This is a genomic window from Acidovorax sp. (genome assembly GCF_016783915.1).
Lineage (GTDB): Bacteria > Pseudomonadota > Gammaproteobacteria > Burkholderiales > Burkholderiaceae_C > Acidovorax.
Genome location: NZ_JADHVT010000047.1, coordinates 1 through 23,002 on the forward strand (window position 1 = coordinate 1; position 23,002 = coordinate 23,002).

The following is a 23,002-nucleotide window of genomic DNA, read 5'->3' on the forward strand; positions in this document are numbered from 1 at the left end:
GACGCCGTCGTGGTGGCGGCCATGTTCACATCCGCCCCCACCACATCGGCCCCGACGCGGGCGCCCAGGTCAGCGACGACCTCGCCCACACCGCTGTTGGCGACCAGCGTGTCTTGCGTGCCCCCCACGTAGACCGGCGCATCGTCCTGGATCTTGACGTTGAAGCCCTGCACCTCGGTCTCGCCACCTTCGGTCTTGTTGGCAACCAGTTGCAGGTACAGATTCTCTTCACCGCTTTCGGTGTAGGCGTGGTCCACCTGACCCTTCAGCTCCAGCTTGTACTGGCCGCTATCGTCGATAGTGGCCACGGCCACCGTGCGCACATCCGCGCCCGCCCCCGCCACACCGGTCAGCGTCTTGCCATCGCCTGACACTGTCCAGCGCACTTCGTCGCCTGCCGAGGTGATCTTCTGCACCGGCACACCCAGGGTGTAGGTGGCGCTGCCCATGCCCAGCGTGCCTGCCGTGTCGGTGGTGTGCGGGCTGCTGTCCACATTGCCCGTGGCAAGGCCGTCTTCGTAGACCATGCCCAGGCCCTGGTCGCTCAGCTGGTGACCCGTGTCGATGGTCAGCGTGGCACTGTCGGTGTCGCCGTCGCCGTCCTCCATCTGGTAGCTGAACTGGTCCTTGGAGCCGGTCTCCACATATTCCTCAAAGCTGACCGCCTTGACGAAATAGTCGGAGCTATCGCTGCCCTTGTCACCCGCCAGGTAGTCCACCCCAGAGAACACCACGTTCTGGAAGGCAATCGGGTTGCCATCGGCCCCCAGCACCTCGATCTCCACCTGCCCCTGGTGCACCGGGTCGCTGCCATTGGCGCCGTTGTTGAACAGCACGCCACCGATCATCCCTTCGCCCACCTTGTTGCCGGCGGCGTCGAAAGCCTCCCAGCGGCCGGTTTCGCCACTGTTGCCCGTCTGGCCCGATTCGTTCTGGAACAGGTTGGAGATGTCCACCACGGCCCGCACCGCCATCTTGCCCAGGTCCACCGACAGGGCCTCGGAGCCCTGAGAAGGCGAGTACCCGACCTGCTCGGGCGTGCTCGCACCAACGTCGCCCGGCACGGGCTCGGTCGGATCGTCCACGCCCGCACCATTGCCCTGGCTGGTGACCACGGCACCACCGGTCTGCCCCGGGGTGGGGCTGGTGATCAGCTGCTCACCAAGGTTCGTGGTGTATGGCTTGCCATAGTCAAAGGCGTCTGTGCCTGCGGGTACACCGGCACCACCACCGAGCTGGATGGTCGTCTGGTGGCCTGTGTAGGTGTATTCCCCGTCGGACTCCATGGTGAGCGAGCCAAACTGGCCCGCCACCGTGGCGCTGCCTCCACTGGCCACCGTCGTGCCAGGGGTCCACACCGCCCCTTCGGCACCGGCACGCACCTGGACCACCTCGGCCTTGGCACCGTCCTGCATGCCTTCGTGCTTGTCCGCACCTTGGTTTGCACCTTCAGGGGTCGTCCCCACACCGGTGAGAACATTGCCGGTAGCCACCCAGCGGTCCACCACCCACTGCGTTCCGTCTGTATCGTCCAAGGCCACCGGGCCATCATCGGCAATGAACAGCATCCGGCCCACATCGATGCTGGCATCGACCTTGTCGCCATCGCCGTCAACGGCGGTGAGCTGCAGCCCAATCTTGCCCGCCATGCCCGCTTGCACCTCGTTCGAGTCGCCCGGCGTGAAATGCACCACGGTGCGCTGCTGGTCAAAGGTCACCTCGCCAGTGGCGGCATCAATCGACAGTTTGAAGACGGTTTTCTCCACGCCGTCCACCACCACATAGCCGATCACCGAGCCGCCGGGGCCATTCTTGAGCAGCACATCCGAGGGCTGGCCGTTGGAGAACAACGCGGTGTCGCGGAAGCCCGAGGAGCTGCCCTCGCCGCCATTGAGCACCAGGCCATACGTTTTGCCGTTCAGCGTTGCAGCACCATCTGCTCCATAGCTCACAGTGAAGCGTGTGGACCCAAGGTCGGACTCCGCATCCACATCCAGGAAGCTGTCGTCCACCAACAGCGGCATGGTGACGTTGAGCAGGACGTCGTTGTAATCGCGGTCACCGCCACCGTAGATGTCTTCCCAGTTCTGGTTGCCGGTGACAGGGCCCATGGCCACCGTGTTCACATGCGACAGGCCGTCGAGATTGAGCGTGCTGTTGTCGAACAACGCGGGAGCCCCCTGGCCCGAGAGCGGTGAGCCCCCCACATTCGCCACCCACTGGCCACTGCCGTCCTTGGAGAAGCTCACCGGGGTGCTGTTGCCCAGCGAGCCATTGAGGCTGTCGCCATTGGGAATCATGAAGAAACCCACCTGGCCGGGCAACACGCCAGGCGGCAGGGTGACGCTGGTCACCGGCTGGTTCTTCACGTTATCCCACACCACCATGCCAGTGGTGGGCTCGCCACTGGCATTTTTGATGTAGTAGCCCCAAGTGTTGTTGTACCCGGCGTCGCTGCCCACCAGTTGCACAGTGATGCCTGGCACGGGGTCGGGCTCTACCGTGGTGATGACGGGGATATCGTCCTTGACGCTGGCGGCAAGCTCCACACCGATGGAGTCGCCGTCGCGGTCTTCGCCCACGATATGCACACGGCCCAGGTTCAACGTGTCCTCTCCCTGCGCAGAGTGGGTCAGTGCACCGGTCACCGTGAGTGTGTATTCACCGTTGGCCTTGACCTCCAGCACGGCGGCTGCCCCCATCGCGCCGGTTTGCGCCTGGCCGGCTGCATTGAAATACACCTTGCCGCCAGAGACACCATCCACGGCCACGGTAACGCCACCAAACTGCACGCACGTGACCTTGCCGAAGCCATCCGCCCCCCAGCTGACGGCCCCGTTCATGACACGCACGCCGGTCGATGCCTCCAACTGGGCTCCGTTGACGAAATCGCTGGCATCGCGTTCGTCGTTGCCAATCTTCACGCCATCGCGCAAGGCGGACTCTTCCTCCAGCATCGCTGTCAGCACAACGGCCTGTGAGGTTCCCTCCACCAGCTTCGCAACGGGTGCATCATCCTCCAGCGAGACCTTGAGGGCCATGGAATCCGTGAGGCCGGTAGCCGGGTTGGCGGGCCGGTCGTTGGCGATGACGGTGAAGTTCAGCTCCTTCACATCGCCGTCGGTGCTCGCCCCAGCGGCCGGGCGGGCGTGATCGACCGGGCCCAGCAGAACTACATTGCTGGTGTAGCCACTGTCGTAGCTGCCGCCAATAGTCACTTTGATGATGGTGGTGTCGCCAACCTTGCCCAAAAGTTCAGTGCCAGCGGCATTGGGCACCCACTGGATGGCCACACCGCCGGAGGTCACCACAGGCAAGGGGCCCGTGGTGTCAAAGCGCACCGACACGGTGTCCCCGATGTCCGGGTCCGCCACGCCAAAACTGGCGGAATCCGTGGTGCTCTGACCGGGGTTATCGCGATTGCCCTGCGCCAGGGCGTCTTCCTGGACGCTCACTGCAATCTGGTCAGCATTCGCCCCGGAGTAGCGCGACACTTCGCCTTCGTCCTTGTTGCCATCGCCGTCCTTGTCGATCCATATCTGGGTCGTCTGGTCGTTGCCGGTCACGAACTCGGGCGCATCGTTAACGCCTTGCACCGTAACCCGCACGTTGGCCACATCGGTGTCGCCGTCAGCATCCTTCATCTGGTAGTTGAACTGGTCGGTCAGCGTCGCCCCGGCGCCCAGGGCCATGGCCTTGAGGTTGTCAAGGGTGTAGGACACGGTACCGTCGGTCGCAATCTTGAGCGCACCCATGGTGCCCGTGGCATCCATCGAAGGACCGGTGAGGTCGGTGGTATCGTACGACCGGTCGCCTCCAGCGCGGGTGAACACCACGCTGGCAGCACCGCCGTCGGCCTTGGCCTCATAGGAATCGTTGCTGAGCACGCTGCCAAGCGCATGGCTTGTGGTACCCGTGGCACCGGCTGTGGCCACCAGATTGCGGGCATCGTCCGCAGCCACCGGCCCGGTGTCCTGGAAGTTGATCTGCCGACCAATGTCGTAGGTGGCCACATTGGACTTGTCGCCGTCGCCATCCTTGGCCTGCGCCGTCAGCTGGATCACGCCACCGCCGATGTTGACGATCTCGTGCGGATCGTTGGTGGGGTGCACCACCGCGCGGAACTGCTCCACCGTCACCTGGCCGTTGTTGGCCGCATCGCCTGCCACTGTGACCTTGAACACGTTGGTCTGTACGCCACCGATGAGGATGTAGCCCACGGCTGCACCGCCCTCCATCTTCACCAGCACTGTAGAACCCGTTGCGGTGTCTTTCAGGGCAGAGGCCTGCCCCTGGGCGCCAACGCTCAGGCCAAAAGTCTTGCTGCCCGTGGCGGCAGCGCCGTCCGCCCCGAAACTGAACTGGAAACTGCCCGAGAGCGCCTTGCCATCCGTGTCGGAGCTGGTACCTGCATCGGCCTCGGCATCCTTCACCAATAGCGGCACGTTCCAGTTCAGGTTCAGGTTGACGTCGTCATAGTCCTTGTCCGAACTGGTGGAGGTAATCTTGAGGTCTTCCCAGTTGAAGTTGCCTTTGCTGCCCTGGCCAGCCGACGTTCCGGAGGGGGTCTGCTGTACATGCGACTGGCCGTCGCTGTTGAGCCGCTGGTCCGAGAAATAGACCGGCGCGCCATCGCCCGACAGGGCAACACCATTCACAAAGGCCGTCCACTGTCCATTGACCTGCTGGAACGACACAGCCTGCGCATCGCCCAAGGCACCGTTGCGGCCATCCCCGTTGGGGATGATGAAGAAGCCGATCTGGTCCGCCGTGACCCCTGTGGGCAACGACACCGCCGCATTGCCCTCAGTCTTGACGTTGTCCCAGAGCACCATGCCGCCTTTGGAGAGGTCGATCGTGCCATCGGGGTTCTTGAAGTAGTAGCCAAAGCTGTTGTTGTAGCCCGCCTCGCCGCCCTTGTAGTCCACCGTGAAACCGTGCGCAGCAACGGGCACAGCTTCGTTCACCGTCACGATGGGCACATCGTCCTTGATCGACGCATTGAGTTCCACACCAATGGTGTCGCCATCGCCGTCCTGGCCCACGAAAGTGATCTTGGGCAGGTTCAGCAGATCCTCGCCCTGCGAGGAATGCTTGAGTGCCGACAGCACCTCGAACTGGTAGGCCCCGGTTTCTGCGTTCACCGTCAGCACTGCTGCGCCGCTGGTGGCGCCCGCCGCCAGCGCCTTGCCGTTCTGGTCGAAGTACACCGTCACCACGCCACCCACCGGGCTGTAGCTGTTTTCGGAGAAGAACCCGTTCTGCACCTTGATGCCCGTGAGGCCGCCGAACTGGTCAGCCCCCCACTTCACTGCGCCCTGGAAGCCCGTGGCGTCCGACTTCACATAGCTCAGGTCAGGGTTCTCGGTTTCGTTGTTGCCCAGCGTGCCGCCGCCCGACACAGGCACCGACTCTTCCTCGACCAGGACACTGAGTTTGACAACCTTGCCGTCCACCTTGGCATGTTCGGGCACGTCGTCCTGAATCTTGGCGTAGAGGTCCACCCCGATGCGGTCACCGTCGCCATCCACACCTACGAAAGTCACCGTGGGGAGCAGCAGCAGGTTTTCGCCCCAACCCGCTTCGTGGTTCAGGGGGCCAATCACCGTCAGGCTGTAACCGCCGGAAGCACCGTCGATCTCCAGCGCCACAGAGCGGGGCGTTGTGGTGTCGCCGTCGGCAATGGGCTGGCCGTCGCGGTCCAGGTACACCGTGGCGCCCGCGTTGCCCACGGCATATTCCTGGCCCGCAATCCGCACGGCCACCACCCCACCAAACTGGTCGGCCCCCCAGCGCACGACACCGGTCATGGACTGGTTGCCCGTGGAGGCGCTCAATGGGTCGAAGAACCCAGTTTCGTCGTTGCCTATCACGCCGCCATCACCATTCGATGCGGACTCTTCTTCCAGCAGAGCAACCAGTGGCACAGGAACGCCCAGGACCTTCACATGCACCGGCACATCGTCCTGCACCCGGGTCTCCAAGGCCACGGTGATGGGGTCGCCGTCACCGTCTTCGCCCATCAGGCGCACGGTTTCAAGGTTGAGCCAATCCTCCCCTTGCACCACTTCCCCACCCGCCGCATGGTTCATGGTGGCCAGCACGGTCAGGGTGTAGCTGCCCGAGGCTTCCACCAGCAGGCTGGCTGCGGCACCTTCGGGCCGAGCACCGCCGGGGCCTGAAGGAATCACGGAGCCATCGGCGCCAAACCAGACGGTCTGGCCGACAGGTACCACGCTGGCACCTTCGCCGCTGCCCACACGCACGCCGGTAAGCTGGCCGAAACCGTCGGCACCCCAGTTGATGGCACCGTTGATCTGGGTGAGACCGCCGTTGGCCGTGGAGGTCAGAGGTAGGTCGTTCTCGTCGTTGCCGATCTTGTCGCCATCGACGCGCACGGACTCTTCCTCCGCCTCCAGTGAAAGGCTAGGCTCCAATCCTGTGCGCAGGTACTGCGTTTCGTCGCCTTCGTCAGGCAACTCTTCCCCATCGTTGTCATAGCGATAAACAGGCACGTCGTCGCCAAACAGCAACCGCCCGCCCAAGTCGAGCTGGGCCATCACGGTGTCGTCGTCGTTGTCCGTGGCGGCCAGCACTACGGAAAGCACGCCCTTGCCAATGGCCTGCAGCTCGTCCAGCCCGCCCTCCACGCCATCGGGCGCGGCATGGCGAATGGCTCCCGTCTGGGTCATGACCACAGCGCCCGTCTGCGGATCCATCTGCAGAGTGAGAATTACGTTGCCACTGCCATCACGACCGACCACTTCGCCAGGGTTGCCCGTTGCACTCAACATGATCTCGGTATTGGTGCCGGTGGCATAGAGCCCCGTAGCGCCACCGTTGCCAATCTGGAAGGCGAAAGCGTAGCCGTCGGGAGTCTTCTCGCTTTGACCCTCTTCCCCACCGCTACCACCGGGGTGAAGCTTGGGGCCATCAGCACCAAACGACACCACGAACGCCGTGCCATTGAAGGTATTGCTGTCGGTGTCCGCGTCGGGACCCTGTGGGTTGTTTTCCGTCCCTTCGGACCCGGTGTTGTTGGCATGGTTCACGCCACGGTCAGACGTCATGAGCGTCGGGATACCGTCGGTGTGGGAGTCGATCACAGGGATGTCATCCTGCACGGACATGCCCACCTCGGCCGTGAACGCACCACCTTCGCCCGTGACGCCATTGATCGTCACCGTGGGCAGCGCCAGGAAGTTTTCACCGCCGCCTGGTGCATGCTGTAGCGGGCCAACAACCGTCAGTGTGTAGCTACCGCTGGAGGTGATGACCAGCAGGACCGCCGGGGGCGTTGGGTCGCCCTGGGGAATGGGCTCTCCCTGCGCGTTGAAATAGATGGTCACGCCTGCTGTTGTGACAAACACAGGAGCAAAACCCGGCACGCTGATCGAGGAAATGCTACCGCCACCCAAGTCAAACATGCCTTGCTGGTAGCTGTAAAGGCCCTCGTCCTCGTCGTTGCCGATCACACCGTTCACACTGCGGCTCTCGCGACCGGAAGGGACGGATTCTTCTTCGAGTGTGATGCTCAGGCTCACCCGCACCGGATCGGGCGGAGGAGGAGGGGGAGAGACAGGAGGAGGGCCGGGTGGCGGGGGAGCCGGAGGCGGAGGAGGCGCCGGCACCGGCGGATTCGGGGCCGGAGGCGGAGCAGGAGGCAAAGGAGCGGGGGCTGGTGCGGGCGCTGGTGCCGGTGCCGGTGGTGACGCATCAAGTGCAAGTACCGCCAGCGGGTTGACATCGATGTCCGGGGCCGACTGGGGCGTGAAGCTGTAGAGATAGGACAGGGGATCAACCCCTTCGAAGATGCGCAGCAGCTGCACAAAGCTACTGCCCTCTCCTTCGCCACCACCGCCACCGAGACCCGCAGCCGTAGCTTCCAGTTGCTCGTTCAGGTCACCACCACGCTCTAGCGCTTGGATCACCGTATCAATGGTGCCCTGGGCTACGCTAGCGTCCTGCGCTGTAGGGCGTTCGGCCGTCTGCGTGACACTTTCATCGAGCTTGATGTTCTGCTCAGGTGCCACGGCAAGCACCTTGCCATCGTCCATCAGCAGCTCCACCCTGGAGCCAGCTGGGGTCTGGACGACTTCTCCTTTTTGCAGAACGTCCCCCGCTTTGAGGGCGCGGCGATTGCCGTTGGCATCGACCGCAAATGCTGTGCCGTTCACGGCTACGACTGTGGCGATTTGAGACATGAGCGTGCTCCGGTGAGCCAGAAACTTCTGCGCCTTTTCGCCCAGAAGAACGGCATGTGACTGATAGCTGTGAAGGCTACCGTCGGGGTCTGTGGCTCACCATTGGACTTAGGTCCACATTTGGAGCTCGACGCCCCTGGGCGCTCAAATTGTTTCGTTGCCCGAATCGTCGCCCAATAGATCCAGACTATTACCAAGCCGCGCACGGGTCTCCTTGCGCTCCAGCAACTTGTTCTGCGCAGCCAGTGGCAAGTCCGTGAAACGGATGACGCCCCGTGCGATCAACAATTCGATCAGGTCCTCCGTGACGCGGGCCAGCCCCGCGTCCGAAGAACTCAAAGGATGGATGTTTTTATCAGACATGGCCATTGGCCCCTTGATTGAGGCGGAGCACTAGTTGCACGCGGTCACGCACATGGAGCTTTTCAAAGGCGGATCCGAGATGGGCCTTTACCGTCCGCTCAGAAATAAAGAGCCTCTCGGCAATTTCCTTGTTCGAGAGCCCGCGGGCGACAGCCTGGGCCACCTCCAGCTCGCGAGAGGAAAGCAACCGCTGCAGATCTTCCTGACACGGCAGCGAGGCCTGCGAGGCCGTCAGGCTCCAGGTGGCGGCCGCCAGTCGTGCCACCAGCGTCGGCCCCACCCACAGACCGCCATGCTGGACCACCACGGCCACCTCCATCAGCATTTCGGGGACGGCAAAGAGGTGGCAATACGCCCTAGCTCCCTCATTGATAGCACGCAAGCCTTCTCGGTCGTCAGGCATGCCGGACACAACCACCACGCGGGTGGAGGGTGCTTGTACAAGCACGGCCCGAAGCAGCTCTGGCCAATCGGAATACTCTGTGCTCAGCCAAGCTATGGTTGGCGCTCCATCAGCCTTTCGTAAAACCTCCATCAGCGCAGGCCTGTCCGCTTTACCAAAAAAAATCCCAAAAGGGAACGCCGTACACCAGCGGTCCGACGGCTGTACTGTATCGCTGGCCAAGTAGTGGCGCATGGATTTCACCTCTCCGACAAGGCGTTGGCCTTGGCTCGCAGCACGGGCTTGAGAAGATAGGCCAATACGGTCTTCTTGCCTGTCAAAATGTCCACCTGCGCCACCATCCCGGGAATGATGGGCAGATTCGGCCCGAGACTGGCCTTGCGCGTGCGCACACGCACCAAGTAGTTGGCGTTGCCCTTTTCATCAACCACCGAATCGGCACTGATATTCACCACATCAGCCACCAGCCCCCCATATATGGAGAAATCGTAGGCAGTGAACTTGACCATGGCCTCCTGACCCGGGTGCAAAAAAGCAATATCGCGGGGACTCACCTGTGCCTCCAGGATCAGCGCGTCATCCGATGGCACGATTTCCACCACCTCCTTGCCCGGCTGCACCACCCCCCCCACGGTATTGACCAAAAGGCGCTTGACTGTGCCACGCACAGGCGAGCGGATGTCGGCGTGCTTGACCTTGTCGGCCAGCGCGCGGCCGCCTTCCGACATGCTCGAGAGCTTGCTCATGGTCTCCGACAGCTCCGCACTCATCTGGTTGCGCGCCGTGAGCTGCACCTCCTCGATGCGCCTGGTGGCCTCCTGGATGGCCGCCTGGACCCTGGAAATCTGCGCATCCGCCTGCTCGCGGTCACCGCGCAGCCTTGCCACTTCGCGGTCGAGCCTCAGCACCTCCACTTCGGAAACGGCACCCGTGGCCACCATGGGTTTGGTGGCATTGAGTTCCTTCAGCATGAGCTCCAGCCCCCGTTCGGCCTGCTCCTTGCGCGCGCGCACTTCATTGAGTTCCTGCTGCCGCTGCATCAGCTGGTTCTGCGAAATGGACACCTGTGCGCTGATCTCTTCACGCCGCGATCGGTACAAGCGCATCTCCTGCGCCACGATATCCGGCGCATCACGCAGAAGCTCGGGCGGCGGGATGAAGCTGCCCCCTTGCGTCAGCGCCTGCAGGCGCAAGGCTTTGGCCTGGAGGGCCAGCAGGCTGGCCCGGCTTTCAAGCATGGTGGACATGAAGCGGGTGGAATCCACCCGCAGCAGCAGCTGGCCGGCCTCCACGACCTGCCCCTCGCGCACGGGCAACTCCTCCACGATGCCGCCATCCACGCTCTGGATCACCTGCACCTGGCTGGTTGGCACCACCTTGCCGTCGCCACGCGTCACCTCGTCCAACTCGGCATACGCGGCCCAAAGCACCAGCAGCAGCAGAAACAGAACTGCGAGCCGCAACAGCGCGCGCGCGCGCAGTGGCTCCTGCTGCAGGCGCGCCCAATCGGCATCATCAGCCCAGTCCAGCGACTCAGCGGTCCCTGCAGGCGTGAGCCGCTTGACCATGCGGCCGAAGATGGAGTCGCTGGCCACCCCGCCCGTCTTGACGGCACGGCCAATCTGGTGGAAGGCTTTCTCGTTGAGCTCAGCCATATCACACCGCCTTTCCGATGCGACCCTGCCGCAGGGCCTGCACCACCTGCTCCTTGGGCCCGTCGGCCACCACACGGCCAGCATCCATCACGATGATGCGGTCCACCAGCTCCAGCAGCGATGTGCGGTGGCTGATGAGCACCAACGTGCGACCCTTGGAGAAATCGGCCAAGCGGCGCTTTATGTCCTCTTCGCTCGAATGGTCCATGGACGAGGTGGGCTCATCCAGCAGCAGAACGGCCGGATCGTTGATCACGGCGCGGGCAATGGAAACGCCCTGGCGCTGCCCCCCAGATAGCGACTCCCCGCGCTCTCCCACCAGCATGTCGAACCCCTGCGGGTGGGCATTGATGAGCGGCAGGATGCCCCCGATCTCGGCCGCGCGCACTACCGCCTCGTCATCGGCCAGAGGCGCCCCCAGCGTAATGTTGTCGCGCAGCGAGCCATAGAACAGCATCACGTCCTGCTGCACATAGCCCATCTGCCGCCGCAGCTCGGCGGGGTCCAGCTGGCGCAGGTCGATCCCGTCGATGAGCACAGCACCCGACGTGGGCCGGTACAACCCCAGGATCAGCTTCTGCAGCGTGGTCTTGCCCGAGCCGATGCGCCCCAGGATGGCCACATGCTCCCCGGGTTTGATGTTCAGCGTCACATTGCGCAGCGACGCCGACTGCTGGCCCGGGTAGGTAAAGCTCACGTCGCGGAACTCGATGCCCCCCTGCAGCCGCCCCCGGCTGATGAAATTGGCCCCCTCCGGCCTGTCCACCTCGCGCTTCATCATTTCGTTGAGCGAGGTCAGCGCAGTAGATGCCGTGTGGTACTGCACCAGCAGTCCCGCTACCTGCCCCACCGGCGCCATGGCGCGCGAGGCCAGCATCGTGCAGGCAATCAAACCGCCCATGGTCAGCTGGCGCTCGCCAATCATGTACACGCCCAGGATCACGATCACCAGGTTGATGAGCTGCTGCAGAAAGGCCGAGCTGTTGCTGGCCGTGGCCGAGAGCAGGCGCAGCTGCACACCTACCCGCGCCAGCAGCGCCGTGCTTCGCTCCCACTTGCGCTGCAGCGGCGCCTCGGCGCCCAGCGCCTTCACGGTCTCGAAGCCCACCAGCGCCTCCACGAGCGTGGCGTTGCGCTGTGCCCCCGCGCGGTAGGTGGTTTCAGACAGCTCGTGCATGCGCCCCTGCACCGCCAGGGCATAGAGCAGCATCACCAGGGCCCCGATCAGCAGCGGGACCAGCATGGGCCAGGAAATCCAGCCAATCACAACGACAAAGATCAACGCAAAGGGCAGGTCGATGAACGCCACCACAGAGGCCGAGCTGATGAAGTCCCGTACCGACTCGAAAGACCGCAGGTTCGAAGCAAACGACCCCGCCGACGCGGGCCGCTGCTCCATGCGCGTGCCCAGCACCTTCTCCATGATGTGAGCCGACAGCTTCACGTCTGCACGGCTGCTGGCCAGGTCCACAAACCGGCCCCGCAGGGTGCGGAGCACCAGGTCGCCCACCAGCATGATGGACAGACCCAGCGCCAGCACCCATAGGGTATCGACCGCGTTGTTGGGCACCACGCGGTCGTACACGTTCATCGTGAATATGGGCATACCCAGGGCGAACAGGTTGGCCAGCAGCGCGGCCAGCAGCACATCGCGGTACAGGCCATGGTTTTCTGCCAGCACGGACCAGAACCAGTGCCCATGCCGCCCCGCCTTCACCTGCGGCGCCCGCGCATCGAACCTTTGGGACGGGCGTACATACACCGTGGTCCCCAGATAGTCCGCTTCCAGCGCCGCACGCGACACCTGGATGGGCGCATCGCCCAGCTCGGGCAACACCACCAGCGCCTCGCTGCGCCCCTCGCTCCAGCCCAGCAGCACGCAGGCGCGCTCGCCCTGCAGCAGCAAAACCGCCGGCAACAAAACATCCCTGACCCGCGCCAGGGGCTCGCGCACCAGCCGGCTGCTCATGTGCGCCCGACGCGCCGCACGTGCAAACAGGCCGGGCGTGAGCCGGTGCTGCTCCGCAGGCAGGCCTGCCATCACCGCCTCGGGGGTAGACGGCAAGCCATGGGACTTGGCCACGATGAGCAGGCACGACAACAACTCGTCGGGACTGCCCCCTGCAAGCTCTGCAGGCGGCACCACACCTGCATTTGAAACCATATGAATTCCTTGTTGCTCAATGTTCGAATTCACTCTAGCAACATAAATTCAAACCGCGAAGCACTAAATGGCAGGTCTGGCGAAGGGCATGCCGCCGACACCAATCTGAGCCTGAACTCCATTTGCAGCAAAATCCGGAATCGAACCGCCTCCATGGACACTCCAGACCAACTATCCCTGCGCCGCTACGGCGCGTCGCCGGGCAGTCACAGCCATGACCATTTCCAGATCCTACTGGGACTCTCCGGAGCCCTGGACCTGGAGGTGGCTGGCCGTTGCGTGAGCGTGGCACCCGGCGGCGGCTGCGTGATTGCCCCGGGTGATCGGCACGACTTTGAATCGTCCCGTGGCAGCCTGTGCCTGGTGCTCGACAGCGCACACCCCGACTGGGCGCGCTGTACCGGCCAACGCCGCTGGACCAAACCACCCGCCGATGCACTGCCACTGGCGCACTATCTGGCGAGCGCACTGCAACAAGACCGCCCGCTGGCACAAACCTACGGCTCTGCGCTGTTGCTGGAGGCCTGGCTCGGCAGCCCCCGTTCCCACCTTTCCATGCCCGGCCCCACGCGCCGCCGCACCATCGACTGGCCCGCACTGCAGCAATGGGCGGCGCAGCAGTGGCACCGTGAACTGACCGTGGCCGACCTGGCGGCGCAGGTGCACCTGAGCCCCAGCCAGTTTGCCGCTCGCTGCCGGGACGACCACGGCGTGGGTGCCATGGCCTGGCTACGGGGCCAGCGCCTGGCACAGGCGCGGCTGCTGCGGGGCACTGGCATGGCAGTGGCGGAGGTGGCGCGGCGCACGGGCTACCGCTCGCCCTCGGCCCTTACGGCTGCGCTGCGCCGAGCTGAGCATCACAGATGACGCAGGCAGACCGCTGAAGACCATCCAACAACCTTGGCGCGCGACGGTACACCAGCGTTGCGCGACGATTTTCGAGTGCGGGCGGGCGTAAGCTCGGTGCCATGAAAGCCAACTTCTACGCCCTGGGCGCCATTGCGCTGTGGGCCTCTCTCGCCTCACTGGGGGTGTCACTCACCCACATTCCGCCCTTCCTGCTCACAGGCATTGCACTCATCATCGGCAGCGTGCCGGCCTGGCCGTTTGTGCTGCGTGACCCGTCGCAGTGGCGCATCCCGCTGCGCACGCTGGCGCTGGGCGTGTACGGCCTGTTTGCGTACCACTTCCTGCTGTTCATTGCGCTGCGCCATGCCCCGCCGGTGGAGGCCAACCTGGTCAACTACCTCTGGCCGCTGTTCATCGTGGTGCTCTCGCCGGTGGTGCTGCCCGGTGTGGCGCTGCGCCTGCCGCATGTGCTGGCGGCGCTGCTGGGTTTTGGGGGAGCAGCCACTGCGATTGCGGGTGGACGCGAGCTGAGTGGCACGCTGGCCTGGGGCTACCTGCCCGCTCTGGCGGCGGCTCTCATCTGGGCCACCTATTCGCTGCTGACCAAACGCGTGGCAGCGTTCCCGACCACGGCCATCGGCCTGTTCGGACTGGTGTCCGGCGTGCTGTCGCTGCTGTGCCATGTGCTGCTGGAGCCCGCTGTGGCGCTGCAGCCGCGCGACTGGGGGCTGCTCGCAGTGTTGGGCCTGGGGCCGCTGGGGGCGTCGTTTTTTATGTGGGACAGGGCGCTCAAACTGGGGGACGCCCGGCACATCGGCATCCTGAGCTACATCACGCCACTGGCGTCCACCGCGCTGCTGATTCTGGTGAGTGGGCGCGCCTTCACCTGGAGCATTGCACTCGCCACCGCAATGATCATCAGCGCGGCCGTGATGGGGATGCGGGCACGCTGACGGAAAAAATCAGCCCAATTGGCCAGTAGCGCTGGAAAAATATGCCTTGGCAGCTATCAATTTTGATAGTAGCCAACGATCCCGCAAACCCTCAGGCTGTCAACAGCACGGCAGGTTCGTCGCCTTCCAGCACCTGCTGCGCCCACGGTGCGAGCTTGCGCGTGTCGGCGCGCAACACCTCCTGCTTGACGGCCAGGATCTGTGCAGGGTGCATCGAAAAGCTGCGCAAGCCCAAACCTAGCAACAGGCGGGTCATGGTCACGTCACCGGCAGTTTCGCCACACACGCACACGCTCTTGCCCTGGCGTTCGCCCTCGGCGATCACATCGCTCACCAAGCGCAACACCGCGGGGTGCAGCGGGTCGTACAGGTGGGCCACGGCCTCGTCGGCGCGGTCGATGGCCAGGGTGTACTGGATCAGGTCGTTGGTGCCGATCGAGAGGAAATCGAAATACTTGAGGAAGGTGCGCACCATGAGTGCGGCGGCAGGTACCTCGATCATCGCGCCCAGCTGCACCGGACCGTAGGGCTCGCCACGCGCATCCAGCTCGCCTCGGGCCAGGTCCACCTGGGCCAGGGTTTGCTGGATCTCGTGCGTGTGCGCGAGCATCGGAAACAGCAGGTTCACCTTGCCATGTGCAGCGGCCCGCAGCACGGCGCGCAGCTGGGTGCGGAACATGGCCGGGTCGGCCAGGCTCCAGCGAATGGCGCGCAGGCCCAGGGCCGGGTTCAGGTAGCTGTCCTTGTGGGCCTTGTTGTCCAGCGGCTTGTCCGCGCCCACATCAATGGTGCGGATGGTGACTGGCAAGCCCTGCATGCCGTCGATGGCCTCACAGTAGGCGCGGTACTGCTCGTCCTCGCCGGGCAGGTTGCCGCTTTTGCCCATGAACAGAAATTCGCTGCGGAACAGCCCCACGCCCACGGCGCCTGCGCGCACGGCGGCGGCGGCGTCACCGGGCTGCTCGATGTTGGCCAGCAGCTCGATCTTGTGGCCGTCGATGGTGATGGCAGGCGTGTGGCGCAGGCGCGCCAGGCGTTCGCGCTCCAGTTCGACCTGGCGCTGGCGAAATCCGTATTCGGCCAGGATGATGGGCGAGGGATCGACGATGACCACGCCCGCATCGCCGTCGATGATGACCCAGTCGTCCTGGCGCACCAGCTGGCTGGCGGCACGCGCGCCCACCACGGCGGGGATGTCCATGCTGCGCGCGACGATGGCGGTGTGGCTGGTCTTGCCGCCCACGTCCGTCACAAAGCCCGCGAACACGCTTTGTTTGAACTGCAGCATGTCGGCGGGCGAGAGGTCGTGCGCCACCAGCACCAGGGGCACATCCACCGTGTCGTCCAGCAGCAAATCTTGCTGTGTCTTGCGGCGCGGGCTGCTGGCCGGTGGTGCCACCGGGCTGGCCACGCCTTTCATGTAGCGCAGGATGCGTTCAACCACCTGCTCCAGGTCCGCCTTGCGCTCGCGCAGGTACTCGTCCTCCATCTCGTCGAACTGGCGCGCAATCACCTCAAGCTGGGTGGTGAGCGCCCACTCGGCGTTGTACAGGCGCTCGGTGATCCAGTGTTTGACGCCGCCCGTTAGAGCTTCGTCCTGCAGCAGCATCAGGTGCACGTCCAGCAGCGCGGTCAGCTCGTGCGGCGCGTCGGCGGGCATGTCGGTCTGCAGGCGCTGCAGCTCCTCGACCACGGCGTTGCGGCCCTGGCGCACCCGCTCGATCTCGCCCTCGACCTGGGAGGGCTCGACAAAGTAGTGCGCCACATCCACCCGGCTGGACGCCACCAGCACGGCCCGGCCAATGGCAATGCCGCGTGCAACTGCGAGGCCGTGGACGGAGAAGGTCATGGTGGTGTGATCAAAGGTTCGACGGGGTCAGGACACGGGCGGAGCTGGCAGGTTCACTCACCCTCGCCAAATTTGTCGGCGATGAGTGCCAGCAGGGCGTCTATGGCCTCCTGTTCGCGGTCGCCGTTGGTTTCCAGCTCCACCTCGGAGCCCAGGCCGGCGGCCAGCATCATCACGCCCATGATGCTCTTGGCGTTGATGCGGCGCTCTCCCTTGCTCATGAAAACGTCACACGGGAAGCTGCCGGCCAGCTTGGTGAGCTTGGCCGAAGCGCGGGCGTGCAAGCCCAGTTTATTGCTGATGGTCGTACGAGTCTTGATCATGTCGGTTACGGCGGTTCTGGTTCTGCGGCGCGGAAATGGCCACCTGCATCACCCCTTGGGTGCCCCCCACCACAGCGCGGGTCACCACGGAATCGAGCGGCTCGGCCCGGTAACTCACGGCGCGCAACAGCATCGGCAGGTTGACGCCCGTCACCAGGCGCGAGCGCACGCCATCCACCAGCCGCTGCGCCACATTGCAGGGCGTGGCACCAAACACATCGGTCAGCACCAGGGTGGTGTCGGTACCCAGCTGGTCCAGCATGATGCGAGCCTGGGCCAGCGATTCTTCGGGGGGCTGGTTGGGCTGCACGTCCAGGGCGGCGACGCTGCTGCCGCAGTCTGCAAACACGTGAAGCGCACATTCACGCAGCGCGTGGGCCAGTGGGGCGTGGGCAATGATGAGGATGCTGGTGGGGCTCATGGTCACGACTTACGCCACGCGGGTATCAACGAAGGGCAGGTCATGAAGAGGCCGCCGGTGGTTGCATCGATGGTTGCGCAAGTGTTCATGGTGTGGGGGTTGTCAGCACATTATGGCGCCGCCCTCGCAACACGAACCACGCATAGGCGCCGGCGTTGCACGCCAGGTACACCGCCATGGCCGCCTGAAAGGCCTGCACCGTGGCCAGTCCGGCAGCCGCAAAGGCGTCCACCGCCAGCCCGATGCCCCACTGCACCACAAACACGCCCGCAAAAATCACGAGGTTGTAGGCCGACAGTGCACGCCCTGCCAGCGCCTGCGGAAACGCCATGGCCACGGCAGGCTGCGACAGCGACACAAAGGTGCAAGACACACAGAACAAGGCCCAAGCGCCGCCCCCGGCCTGGGGCCCCGCCAGGATGATGCCCAGCAACACCACCAGGCACAGCGGCAGGCCCATGGCCATCAGGCGGTCGGCACCAAACCCCTTGCGCAGCAGCCAGGGGTTGACCATGCCCCAGGTCCAGAAGGTGCACAACATGGAGACGTTGATCCAGAACAGGCCCGTCGCCGACTCCAGGGCGGTGTAGCCCGCTACGCGCTGCATCCACGGCCCTGCCCACAACGTCTGCATGGCCACCATGCCGCCGTAGCAGAAGAACCCCAGCGGCGCGAGGCGCTGGAAGTAGGGGTGGCGCCACACCACGCCATAGCCCTGGGGCACGGCCTCTGCGGCGTTGGGCGCTGCCTTGGACTGCCCCGCCGAACCCCAGACCGGCACCCACAAAGCAATCACCACCATCGACAACGCGATCAATACCGCCAGCCCCCAGAACAGTGGCCGCCAGCCCACCAGCGGCAACGCCCATTGCACTGGCAGCGTGGAGGCCACCATGCCCAGCGAGCCCGTCATCAGCATCCACGAGTTCGCCCGCATCTGCGCCACCGGCTCCAGCCAGCGGCGATAGCCCGTGAGCGGCGCCATCAGGCAGGCGCTGACGCCCGCACCACACAAGACCCGCCCGGCGAGCAACCCTGAGAACCCCGTGGCCGCTGAGAACACGAGGCTGCCCACCACGGCCACGCCCAGGAACCCCAGCGCGACCTTCTTGGGGCCGTGGCGGTCCAGCCAGGTGCCCAAAGGCAGCTGCGTGGCAGAGAAGCCCAGAAAGTACCCGCCCGCCAGCAGCCCCAGGTCCCGCGCCTGCAGCGAGAACTCCTGGGCCAGCGTGGGCGCCAGGGTGGCCGTGACAGCACGCACCAGCGCGGACAGAAAGTAGGCAAAGGCAAACGCCAGAAAGACGATGACGGCCGCCCGCCGTGGCAACACGCCGCCGCTCATGGCAGCGCCAGGCCGGCGAAGAATTGGTCGGCCACTTCTGGTCGGGGCTTGGCGCTGTAGACGACGGCGTGGTACAGCCGCACCTGCGGCCCTGCCGCGCGTGCAAACCACACGGCCTGCGCCGTGACCGCGGTGCCGTCGGGGCGCTGACCCTGGGCCACGGTACGCACCGACTGCGGCAGGGGCAAGGTGCCGCGCGGCGTATAGGAAACGTCTTGGGCCCCTGCTACAGCCCCCGCCCCCAGGCGCGCCAGCATGGCAGCCCGCCAGTGGGTGAGTGCTGCGCCCACCTGGGCAGGGTCGGCCAACGCGGCATGGGATACGGCAAAGGTTGCGCCATCGGCATCGCAGCCCACCATGGACAGCTCTACCGGCGCACCGGCCAGCTCCACGGTGCGGGTGGCGTGGTCGGGCTTGCACGGCAGGGTGATGGTCAGGTCCGCCTCGGGCAGCGGCACGGTGCGCCAATTCAGTGCGGGGCTGCAGCCCGCAATCAGCAGGGCGGCGGCCCCGGTCAATGTCCATTTCATCGGGGCATTATCGGCAGAGTCCCCGATGTCGGCTCTGCCCTGCGTTCTGCAGCGAACTTTTGCGGGAAAGTCGAGTCCAGCCCTGGTGTTGCGGGCGCCGCTTGCGCCGCGAGCGGGCGGCTCCGGCACAATGTGGGGTGGGGCACAGGCCCCGTGTTTTTTTGGGATGGGTGGTGAAGTCATGGCGATCAAGCATTGGGCAGCAGGTGTGGCGGTGGCAGCGTTTGCCGCTGTGGGCGCCTATGTGTACCTGGACACGGGCCGCGCCGAAGCGCCTGCATCGACCTTCGTACTGCTGGACGGCTCCAGCAAATCCACCGCCGACCTGAAGGGCAAGGTCACACTGGTCAACTTCTGGGCCACGAGCTGCACGACCTGTGTGGCCGAGATGCCAGAGATCGTCGCGACTTACAACAAGTACAACAGCAAAGGCTTTGATACCCTGGCTGTGGCCATGAGCTACGACCCACCCAGCTACGTGGTGAACTTTGCAGAGACACGCAAGCTGCCTTTCCAGGTGGCCATCGACAACACCGGCAGTGTGGCCAAGGCCTGGGGCGATGTGCGCCTGACGCCCTCCACGTTCATCGTGAACAAGCGGGGCGAGATCGTGAAGACCTATGTGGGCGCCCCCAATTTCCCGGAGCTGCACCAGTTGATCGAGAAGCTGTTGGCGGAAACCTGAGAAGCGGGGCAAATACAACGCCCCATCATGCACTACACCCCGCCCCGGGCACAAAAAAGGCCAATTTCGAAAGAAATTGGCCTTTTGCTCTAGTGAATCATGCCTGAATTGCTATACAAAGCATAGCAACAAGCTTCTCCCGCTGTTTCTGTCACTTCGCGCGGAAGCTGTCGTGGCAGGCCTTGCAGGTGCCCGCCGTAGCGCCGAAAGCGGTCTTGAGATTGTCGAGGTTACCCGTCTTGGCCGCAGCGGCAAGTTTCACGGCCTCTGCTTCGAGCTTCTCGGCATGGTCCTTGAACTTGGCCTGCTCGGTCCAGATTTCTGGCAGTGCCTTGGTGGGTGCGCCCTTGTCGGTGCCCGGGCCAAAACCTGCCCATGGCAGCTTTGCCATGTGGGCCACGATATCGGCGTTCTCTTGCGCCACCTTGGCGTCGAAAGGCACACGGCCGTTGGCCATGGCGCCCAGGCCGCCGAAGTGCTGGCCCATCACGAACAGCGCACTCTGGCGGTATTTGATGGCATCTTCGGCTTTGGCAAATTGGGCGGAGGCGGGAGCGGACAGGGTCAGGGCCGCAGCCGCCAGGGTCAACGCAGCAAGTGCTTTCATCGGAACTTCCTTTTTCGTGGGTGGAACAGAATGGTGCCTTCCAAGCCTGCGCAGTATGCCGGTTTGAGCGCAGTTGTGCTGTGGCTGGGAGGTTACAGGTCCGACCGCCCTGTCGCACAATGCCGCATATCTCTTCATCCATCCCTCACTTCGGCGCACCGCCTTTGACCACCATGACGCAGCACACCGTACGCATCTGGGACCTACCAACCCGTATTTTTCATTGGGCCCTGGCGGTCTGCATCGTGGCACTGGTCATCACCGCCAATGTGGGGGGCAATGCCATGGTCTGGCACTTCCGTCTGGGCTACACGGTGCTGGCATTGCTCGTGTTCCGGACTGTCTGGGGGTTGGTGGGGGGGCGCTGGTCGCGCTTTTCGGCATTCCTGTACTCGCCGGCACGGCTGCTGCGGTACCTGCGTGGCGCGCCACATCCTGAGGACGGCATCGGACACAGCCCGCTGGGCGCGTTGTCGGTGTTCGTGCTGCTGGCCGTGCTGGCAGCCCAAGTGGGCACGGGTTTGCTGAGCGACGACGAGATCGCCTTTGCCGGACCGTTGACCCAATATGTCTCGAACGCCGTCGTGGGTCTGGCTACGAGCTACCACAAGGACATCGGGCAGTTTCTGGTGCTGGGGCTGGTGGGCCTGCACGTGCTGGCCATCATCTTTTATGTGCGTGTGCGCAAACAACAGCTCATCCGACCCATGCTGGGCGGAGACAAGACGCTGCCTCAGGCCGCAACGCCCTCCCGTGATGACGCCATAAGCCGCATCGCGGCCTTGGTGGTGCTGGCCCTGAGTGCGGCATTGGCCTGGTGGGTGTCGTCACTGGCAGCACCGGCGGTCTGACCGAAGTCGCTACACTGGCGGCTCCCTCGTTTGCACGCCCTGCGCTTTGGACAAGCCCTCCATCTCCCTGAGAACTCCCTCCTCGCCTGCGGAGTGGGACGCGGTCAGAGACATCTTTCGCGAGTACGCCTGCACGCTGGGCGTCGATTTGTGTTTTCAGGACTTTGAGTCCGAACTGGCGCAGTTGCCTGGCGACTACGCCGAACCACGTGGCGCCCTGCTAGTCGCAGAAGTCGAAGGCGCCCTGGCCGGCTGTTGTGCCCTGCGCCCGCTGGACAACGCCGATTACCCCAACGCCAGTGAAATGAAGCGGCTGTATGTGCGCAAGGCATTTCGGGGCTTTGGCCTGGGCCGCGAACTGGCCGAAGCTATGCTGGACCGGGCGCGGCAGGCCGGTTACGCCTGCGTATTGCTCGACACCCTGGACGATATGGAGTCGGCCCGCGCGCTGTATACCGATCTGGGCTTCGAGGAAATCCCTCCCTACTACCACAACCCAATACCGGGGGCGCATTACCTCAAGGTCGATATTTTTTGATCATTTGAGGCGCCAGCGCATGATTTACATGCGCCGGCAGCTATCTATTCAATAGCAGTAAACGTGATATGTCACGCCTTGGCCTGCGCCAGCAGCGTGTCGGCATCGCTCACTTCAAACTTGCCTGGCGCTTCGACGTTGAGCGTCACGACCTTGCCATCGCGCACCAGCATCGAATAGCGGTTGCTGCGCAGGCCCATGCCCTTGGAGGTCAGGTCCAGAGTCAGGCCCGTGGCTTGCGCGAAGGCGGCGCTGCCGTCGCCCAGCATGCGCACCTTGCCATCGGTCTTCTGGTCACGCGCCCAGGCGCCCATCACAAAAGCGTCGTTCACGCTCACGCACCAGATCTCATCCACACCAGCCGCCTTGAACTCGGCAGCCTTCTCCACATAGCCCGGAACATGCTTGGCCGAGCAGGTGGGGGTGAAGGCGCCAGGCAATGCAAACAGGGCAATCGTCTTGCCTGCCGTGGCCTTGTCCACCGCTACGGGATTTGGCCCAATGCTGCAGCCTTCGCCCTCGATTTCGGAATATTCCATCAGCGTGGCTGCGGGCAGGGTGTCACCGACTTTGATCATTGTTTTCTCCTAGGGATGTTGGGATGGGGTGTTGGAACCCGAGAACGCCGTGCCTCGCCAAGCTTCTCTTGGGCACTGTGTAGCGTGTGCGCAAAAGGGAGGCCCACAAAGCAAAACGACCCACATTGTGGGTCGTTTTGAAGGGCTTTGCTGCCCAGGGGCTTGCGCCCACAGAGCAGGCATGGGCTGCTGCTTACAGCAGGCCAGCCTTTTGCACCAAACGGGTAGCCACCCAGTTCTTGGTCTTGGAGAGCGGACGGCTCTCGGTGATTTCGATCACGTCGCCCAGCTTGTACTCGCCATTTTCATCATGGGCGTGGTACTTGCTCGACTTCGCAACGATCTTGCCGTAGAGCTCGTGCTTCACACGGCGCTCGACGAGCACGGTCACAGTCTTTTGACGCTTGTCGCTGACCACCTTGCCAATCAAGGTGCGCTTGAGGGATTTTTTAGGTTCCGTCATATGGGCTCCTTACTTGGCGGCTTGCTTTTCAGCAAGAATGGTCTTGGCACGTGCGATATCACGGCGGGTGGTGCGCAGCGTGTTGGTGTTACCCAGTTGCTGCGTAGCCTTTTGCATGCGCAGACCGAAATGGGCCTTTTGCAGTGCCTTGATTTCGGCCTCGATGCCGGCAACGTCTTTTTGGCGCAGTTCAGTAGCTTTGGTCATTTTCATGGTCTCCTGAA

The 23,002-nt window shown here is 64.1% G+C and carries 19 protein-coding genes; 5 read left to right on the forward strand and 14 right to left on the reverse strand.

The annotated features are described in order from the left end of the window. From ISS20_RS11100 to ISS20_RS11120, 5 genes are all read right to left on the reverse strand, one after another. Positions 1-8,204: retention module-containing protein (locus tag ISS20_RS11100; RefSeq protein WP_291436553.1), on the reverse strand; the 8,204-nt coding region annotated here is incomplete at its 3' end. 144 nt (positions 8,205-8,348) lie between these two features. Continuing rightward, positions 8,349-8,567 carry a hypothetical protein gene (locus ISS20_RS11105; RefSeq protein WP_291436555.1) on the reverse strand — a complete coding sequence of 73 codons (219 nt, stop codon included), beginning with the start codon at positions 8,565-8,567 and terminating at the stop codon, positions 8,349-8,351. After that, complete coding sequence (locus ISS20_RS11110; RefSeq protein ID WP_291436557.1) at positions 8,560-9,204, reverse strand: response regulator transcription factor; 645 nt, start codon at positions 9,202-9,204, stop codon at positions 8,560-8,562. Before ISS20_RS11110 ends, ISS20_RS11105 begins: the two co-directional genes overlap by 8 nt. Positions 9,205-9,209: 5 nt before the next feature. Then, positions 9,210-10,625, reverse strand: coding sequence for an HlyD family type I secretion periplasmic adaptor subunit (locus tag ISS20_RS11115; protein ID WP_291436559.1), 1,416 nt, complete (start codon positions 10,623-10,625; stop codon positions 9,210-9,212). Position 10,626: 1 nt separating this feature from the next. Next, positions 10,627-12,789 carry a type I secretion system permease/ATPase gene (locus ISS20_RS11120; protein ID WP_291436560.1) on the reverse strand — a complete coding sequence of 721 codons (2,163 nt, stop codon included), beginning with the start codon at positions 12,787-12,789 and terminating at the stop codon, positions 10,627-10,629. 153 nt (positions 12,790-12,942) lie between these two features. On the opposite strand from ISS20_RS11120, the gene ISS20_RS11125 reads away from it, so the two are divergent. Both ISS20_RS11125 and ISS20_RS11130 read left to right on the forward strand, forming a co-directional pair. Further along, on the forward strand, positions 12,943-13,656 hold the full coding sequence (locus tag ISS20_RS11125; protein WP_291436562.1) for an AraC family transcriptional regulator: 714 nt from the start codon (positions 12,943-12,945) through the stop codon (positions 13,654-13,656). 101 nt (positions 13,657-13,757) lie between these two features. Next, entirely contained in the window at positions 13,758-14,591 is an 834-nt protein-coding gene (locus ISS20_RS11130) for a DMT family transporter (RefSeq protein WP_291436564.1), read from the forward strand. Between the two features lie 91 nt (positions 14,592-14,682). Here ISS20_RS11130 and ptsP read toward each other — a convergent pair whose 3' ends face one another. The 5 genes from ptsP to ISS20_RS11155 form a co-directional block, all read right to left on the reverse strand. Then, positions 14,683-16,440: a phosphoenolpyruvate--protein phosphotransferase gene (ptsP, locus tag ISS20_RS11135; protein WP_291436565.1), complete on the reverse strand. Its 1,758-nt coding sequence runs from the start codon at positions 16,438-16,440 to the stop codon at positions 14,683-14,685. Between the two features lie 53 nt (positions 16,441-16,493). Continuing rightward, positions 16,494-16,763, reverse strand: coding sequence for an HPr family phosphocarrier protein (locus tag ISS20_RS11140; RefSeq protein ID WP_291436567.1), 270 nt, complete (start codon positions 16,761-16,763; stop codon positions 16,494-16,496). Beyond that, complete coding sequence (locus tag ISS20_RS11145; protein ID WP_291436569.1) at positions 16,732-17,184, reverse strand: PTS fructose transporter subunit IIA; 453 nt, start codon at positions 17,182-17,184, stop codon at positions 16,732-16,734. The genes ISS20_RS11140 and ISS20_RS11145 overlap by 32 nt, the downstream gene beginning before the upstream one ends. 85 nt (positions 17,185-17,269) lie before the next feature. Beyond that, a complete protein-coding gene (locus ISS20_RS11150) occupies positions 17,270-18,526 on the reverse strand; it encodes an MFS transporter (protein ID WP_291436570.1) in 1,257 nt (418 codons plus the stop codon). Next, positions 18,523-19,056 carry a hypothetical protein gene (locus ISS20_RS11155; protein ID WP_291436572.1) on the reverse strand — a complete coding sequence of 178 codons (534 nt, stop codon included), beginning with the start codon at positions 19,054-19,056 and terminating at the stop codon, positions 18,523-18,525. Before ISS20_RS11155 ends, ISS20_RS11150 begins: the two co-directional genes overlap by 4 nt. A gap of 181 nt (positions 19,057-19,237) precedes the next feature. Here ISS20_RS11155 and ISS20_RS11160 point away from each other — a divergent pair, with 181 nt between their 5' ends. Continuing rightward, positions 19,238-19,741, forward strand: coding sequence for a TlpA disulfide reductase family protein (locus tag ISS20_RS11160; RefSeq protein WP_291436573.1), 504 nt, complete (start codon positions 19,238-19,240; stop codon positions 19,739-19,741). Between the two features lie 151 nt (positions 19,742-19,892). On the opposite strand, the gene ISS20_RS11165 is transcribed toward ISS20_RS11160, so the two are convergent. Then, entirely contained in the window at positions 19,893-20,348 is a 456-nt protein-coding gene (locus ISS20_RS11165; RefSeq protein WP_291436575.1) for a cytochrome c, read from the reverse strand. Between the two features lie 173 nt (positions 20,349-20,521). On the opposite strand from ISS20_RS11165, the gene ISS20_RS11170 reads away from it, so the two are divergent. After that, positions 20,522-21,199: a cytochrome b/b6 domain-containing protein gene (locus ISS20_RS11170; RefSeq protein WP_291436577.1), complete on the forward strand. Its 678-nt coding sequence runs from the start codon at positions 20,522-20,524 to the stop codon at positions 21,197-21,199. 46 nt (positions 21,200-21,245) lie between these two features. Next, positions 21,246-21,737, forward strand: a complete 492-nt coding sequence (locus ISS20_RS11175) for a GNAT family N-acetyltransferase (protein WP_291436579.1) — start codon at positions 21,246-21,248, stop codon at positions 21,735-21,737. A 71-nt stretch (positions 21,738-21,808) separates the two neighbouring features. Here ISS20_RS11175 and ISS20_RS11180 read toward each other — a convergent pair whose 3' ends face one another. The 3 genes from ISS20_RS11180 to rpmC all read right to left on the reverse strand — a co-directional run bounded on the left by ISS20_RS11180 (position 21,809) and on the right by rpmC (position 22,985). Next, complete coding sequence (locus tag ISS20_RS11180) at positions 21,809-22,315, reverse strand: peroxiredoxin (RefSeq protein WP_291436581.1); 507 nt, start codon at positions 22,313-22,315, stop codon at positions 21,809-21,811. A gap of 193 nt (positions 22,316-22,508) precedes the next feature. After that, positions 22,509-22,778 (reverse strand): 30S ribosomal protein S17, encoded by a 270-nt coding sequence (gene rpsQ / locus ISS20_RS11185; protein ID WP_056058906.1) that lies wholly within the window; start codon positions 22,776-22,778, stop codon positions 22,509-22,511. A gap of 9 nt (positions 22,779-22,787) precedes the next feature. Next, entirely contained in the window at positions 22,788-22,985 is a 198-nt protein-coding gene (gene rpmC / locus ISS20_RS11190) for a 50S ribosomal protein L29 (RefSeq protein WP_015012191.1), read from the reverse strand. Positions 22,986-23,002 lie beyond the last annotated feature (17 nt).

Excerpts from the sequence above, each read along its gene's own strand:
- ISS20_RS11105 (WP_291436555.1), bottom strand. The coding sequence starts at position 8,567 with ATGTCTGATAAAAACATCCATCCTTTGAGTTCTTCGGACGCGGGGCTG.
- ISS20_RS11110 (WP_291436557.1), bottom strand. The coding sequence starts at position 9,204 with ATGCGCCACTACTTGGCCAGCGATACAGTACAGCCGTCGGACCGCTGG.
- ISS20_RS11115 (WP_291436559.1), bottom strand. The coding sequence starts at position 10,625 with ATGGCTGAGCTCAACGAGAAAGCCTTCCACCAGATTGGCCGTGCCGTC.
- ISS20_RS11120 (WP_291436560.1), bottom strand. The coding sequence starts at position 12,789 with ATGGTTTCAAATGCAGGTGTGGTGCCGCCTGCAGAGCTTGCAGGGGGC.
- ISS20_RS11125 (WP_291436562.1), top strand. The coding sequence starts at position 12,943 with ATGGACACTCCAGACCAACTATCCCTGCGCCGCTACGGCGCGTCGCCG.
- ISS20_RS11130 (WP_291436564.1), top strand. The coding sequence starts at position 13,758 with ATGAAAGCCAACTTCTACGCCCTGGGCGCCATTGCGCTGTGGGCCTCT.
- ptsP (WP_291436565.1), bottom strand. The coding sequence starts at position 16,440 with ATGACCTTCTCCGTCCACGGCCTCGCAGTTGCACGCGGCATTGCCATT.
- ISS20_RS11140 (WP_291436567.1), bottom strand. The coding sequence starts at position 16,763 with ATGATCAAGACTCGTACGACCATCAGCAATAAACTGGGCTTGCACGCC.
- ISS20_RS11145 (WP_291436569.1), bottom strand. The coding sequence starts at position 17,184 with ATGAGCCCCACCAGCATCCTCATCATTGCCCACGCCCCACTGGCCCAC.
- ISS20_RS11150 (WP_291436570.1), bottom strand. The coding sequence starts at position 18,526 with ATGAGCGGCGGCGTGTTGCCACGGCGGGCGGCCGTCATCGTCTTTCTG.
- ISS20_RS11155 (WP_291436572.1), bottom strand. The coding sequence starts at position 19,056 with ATGAAATGGACATTGACCGGGGCCGCCGCCCTGCTGATTGCGGGCTGC.
- ISS20_RS11160 (WP_291436573.1), top strand. The coding sequence starts at position 19,238 with ATGGCGATCAAGCATTGGGCAGCAGGTGTGGCGGTGGCAGCGTTTGCC.
- ISS20_RS11165 (WP_291436575.1), bottom strand. The coding sequence starts at position 20,348 with ATGAAAGCACTTGCTGCGTTGACCCTGGCGGCTGCGGCCCTGACCCTG.
- ISS20_RS11170 (WP_291436577.1), top strand. The coding sequence starts at position 20,522 with ATGACGCAGCACACCGTACGCATCTGGGACCTACCAACCCGTATTTTT.
- ISS20_RS11180 (WP_291436581.1), bottom strand. The coding sequence starts at position 22,315 with ATGATCAAAGTCGGTGACACCCTGCCCGCAGCCACGCTGATGGAATAT.
- rpsQ (WP_056058906.1), bottom strand. The coding sequence starts at position 22,778 with ATGACGGAACCTAAAAAATCCCTCAAGCGCACCTTGATTGGCAAGGTG.
- rpmC (WP_015012191.1), bottom strand. The coding sequence starts at position 22,985 with ATGACCAAAGCTACTGAACTGCGCCAAAAAGACGTTGCCGGCATCGAG.